General features: G+C 46.7%; 3 protein-coding genes. All 3 read right to left on the bottom strand.

All coding sequences use genetic code 11. The annotated features are described in order from the left end of the window. Positions 1–238: 238 nt before the first annotated feature. Positions 239–508 (bottom strand): right-handed parallel beta-helix repeat-containing protein, encoded by a 270-nt coding sequence (locus tag BLV81_RS23375; protein ID WP_143036454.1) that lies wholly within the window; start codon positions 506–508, stop codon positions 239–241. A 132-nt stretch (positions 509–640) separates the two neighbouring features. Further along, entirely contained in the window at positions 641–1,516 is an 876-nt protein-coding gene (locus tag BLV81_RS23830; RefSeq protein ID WP_143036453.1) for a hypothetical protein, read from the bottom strand. A 32-nt stretch (positions 1,517–1,548) separates the two neighbouring features. Continuing rightward, a partial coding sequence (locus BLV81_RS24045) for a DUF6765 family protein (protein ID WP_369823932.1) occupies positions 1,549–2,615 on the bottom strand: 1,067 nt, incomplete at its 5' end.

The raw sequence follows: 2,615 nt of genomic DNA, 5'->3' as shown, positions 1-2,615 counted from the left end.
AAAATAGCGATATGCATCAGGCCAGCGGGCGATGCATGCGTCGATTGACGGCTTGTAGAGTCGGAAGCAAGTAGTTCAGCGACTACCAAATTTTTTCGATTTGACATAGCTTTCTTATTTTTTTACTTGGGTTGACGTAAGGTATGAACCAGCCGCCGATCTTCATACATTCAGCATGTCGAAGAGCGCCGCGAAGCAGCTTCAGATACAAGATGCGGAAGGACCTTGTCCGTCTCGGTTAGAACGGTTGATTAAATCTGCTACTGCTTTCCTTGACCGTACTTCCGTCTTTGACTTCAATCGGCGTTTCCACTTTCACAAAACTGTTCTCTTGCACCACGGCTTCCCGGCTGTTACTCAGGCCGATCGCATTCGTCTTCTCCACACGTCCATCAAGGCTTATGGAATTATTGCGAACGATTGATCCGTCGCCATTGCGCAGATAGAGCGCATAGGCAGCCACGCCTCGGATATCTGTTTTCTGGGTAATTGTGTTGTTTTCAACCAATGCTTTGGGGCGGAAATTGAAGACGCCGCACGAGAGAACTATTTATCGAACCCCAATGCTCGTTACTGACCATTCGGGTGAACGCCTGGCTCAAAGTCATACGAAGCAGATTACCGCCGGAGATTCGTTTCACTACACCCATTTATTATTCACTATGTCATAGGGCTCGAAGTAAGGCGTTGGCATCGGAATAGATTTACCCATGACTTCCAACTGTGGCAATTCCAAACGAAATTGCATCGGAATAGTTGAGCCAGTATCAAACCGCATAATGAATTCGATACGTGCACTGGTAGCAGTTACGTCGCGACGACTGCACGTCGGCACTGGGGGTCGTCCGTAAAACCTCCCCTCATTTCGAGTCGGGTCATACAAATCACCTGGACCATAAAGGCCGTGTTGAAAGGCAAAGACATGCCATAGTTCCTCATCTGGAACATAAGTTTTTTTGTCGGTAATCAAACGGATTTCACGATGATCGATTTTAGTTACACAAGCTGCTAAAGGGACAATAAAGTTACTATCTGAGTTAATCTGATTACGCCTATTCGGGCCTAATGCGAAACTGTCAAAATGATCGTGCCGCCCTGCTGGCAGACCATCTTCCTTTTTATCGCGGCGTGGAAGCGACATCATGCCTACTCCCACCTCAAATGCCACATATAGACCTGATCTAGGGAACGCCGGCACCCCTTTTATCATTTCATCACGACCGAACCAGGGATTGGGAACCGTACCAATATTTAGTGGCAAGACTACCGGCAAAACTCGCTCCGTCGCAAGTCCTTCCAAGAAACCATAGGTCGTAGTTTTGGTTGGCTCAAATTTGCGCGGTACCGCTTCCCAATTCACCAATGGAGATTGAGCAACGCTGTAATCAATCCATTTTCCTGTTGGCCAAATAGACGGTTTCAATATATTTCCAAAATCTGGTTGCGCAATCACACTTCTGGCTATGTAGCTCAGACCGGCACCCAAGCCTAGTTTCATCAGATTTCTGCGATTCACTTATAGATTCCTTCGGTTGACATTCGCCTTGTTTATGGCGTTGGACAGGTGACACTCTTATCGCGATTAGGAAGTATTGTCCCGGGATAGCAGTTTTGATTCAAAGATCCTAGTGCTTGCGAGCGATTGCTAGCCCCCTCGTCTCTCGCGTACCCCCACGCCGAATCAAACAGATTTACTGGTACGCCCAATTTTTCGAGGGCAGAATTCAATATACCAATCTTGTCCTGGAAATCGTGACTAATTGATGCCACTGAATCATGATCAGTTTCATTGTGTTTGGTGCGCTTCGTTTGCTGCCCGTTTGAATCAAAACTAAAGTCGTATTGTTCACTCTCACCTGTGTTATTGAAGGCCACTAACGTATTTTGAATCCGATCAAAATCGACCCCATTCTTGAGGTTCCAGTAACCCTGATTTGTGAATTTGTCAAATATGCTCTGCTCTGCCGCCAAAGTACGACTGCTATTTGTGCCCCAATGAGTGCTATTTGATGGCCCTGGCTGCCAATTTCCCGCGACCTTGTTGATGATCGCACCAAATCCATAGTGATCGAAGGTGTAATCTGGATCAGAGTCATTTAACCCGTGTCCCAAGCCCACGCCCAACACTACGCCATTGTAAGGGGTGTCATTTGGATCAGCGTGACTATACGTATCTGCGAAAGCATGTAGATATTCTCCGAAAAATATCTCCCGACTACAATTGGCAGGTGCTTTGTCTACCGCATTTTTAAGATTCAAAAGTTGACCAATAGTATCGTCATGAATGTCTCCATTGGCAGGCAAACGATCCTTCATGAAATGGTAGGACGCAAGTCGTTCTTGGTTTTGCGTAACACTTGCATACAAATCGATTTGTCCATTGGCATCTACCACAATCGGACTGGTATCTGGATTGTCGTCCACGTATTGCGATGCCAAGGCAATGGTGCGAGCTACATCTGGATCCAATCCAGACGTAAGAGCTAAGAATAGAACCATGTAGTAATGCATATCGATTTGATACAGCCCTAGCGGATCAACCTTGTTGATCGGATCCCCCTGCACATACGAATAGGGATCCGGCCCATCCAGATATCCCAACGGATCAGGTTGCA

It is taken from the genome of Collimonas sp. OK242, from assembly GCF_900107095.1.
Lineage (GTDB): Bacteria > Pseudomonadota > Gammaproteobacteria > Burkholderiales > Burkholderiaceae_D > Collimonas.
Note: the sequence above shows the minus strand (reverse complement) of the source record. Positions and strands in the feature narration are given on the sequence as shown.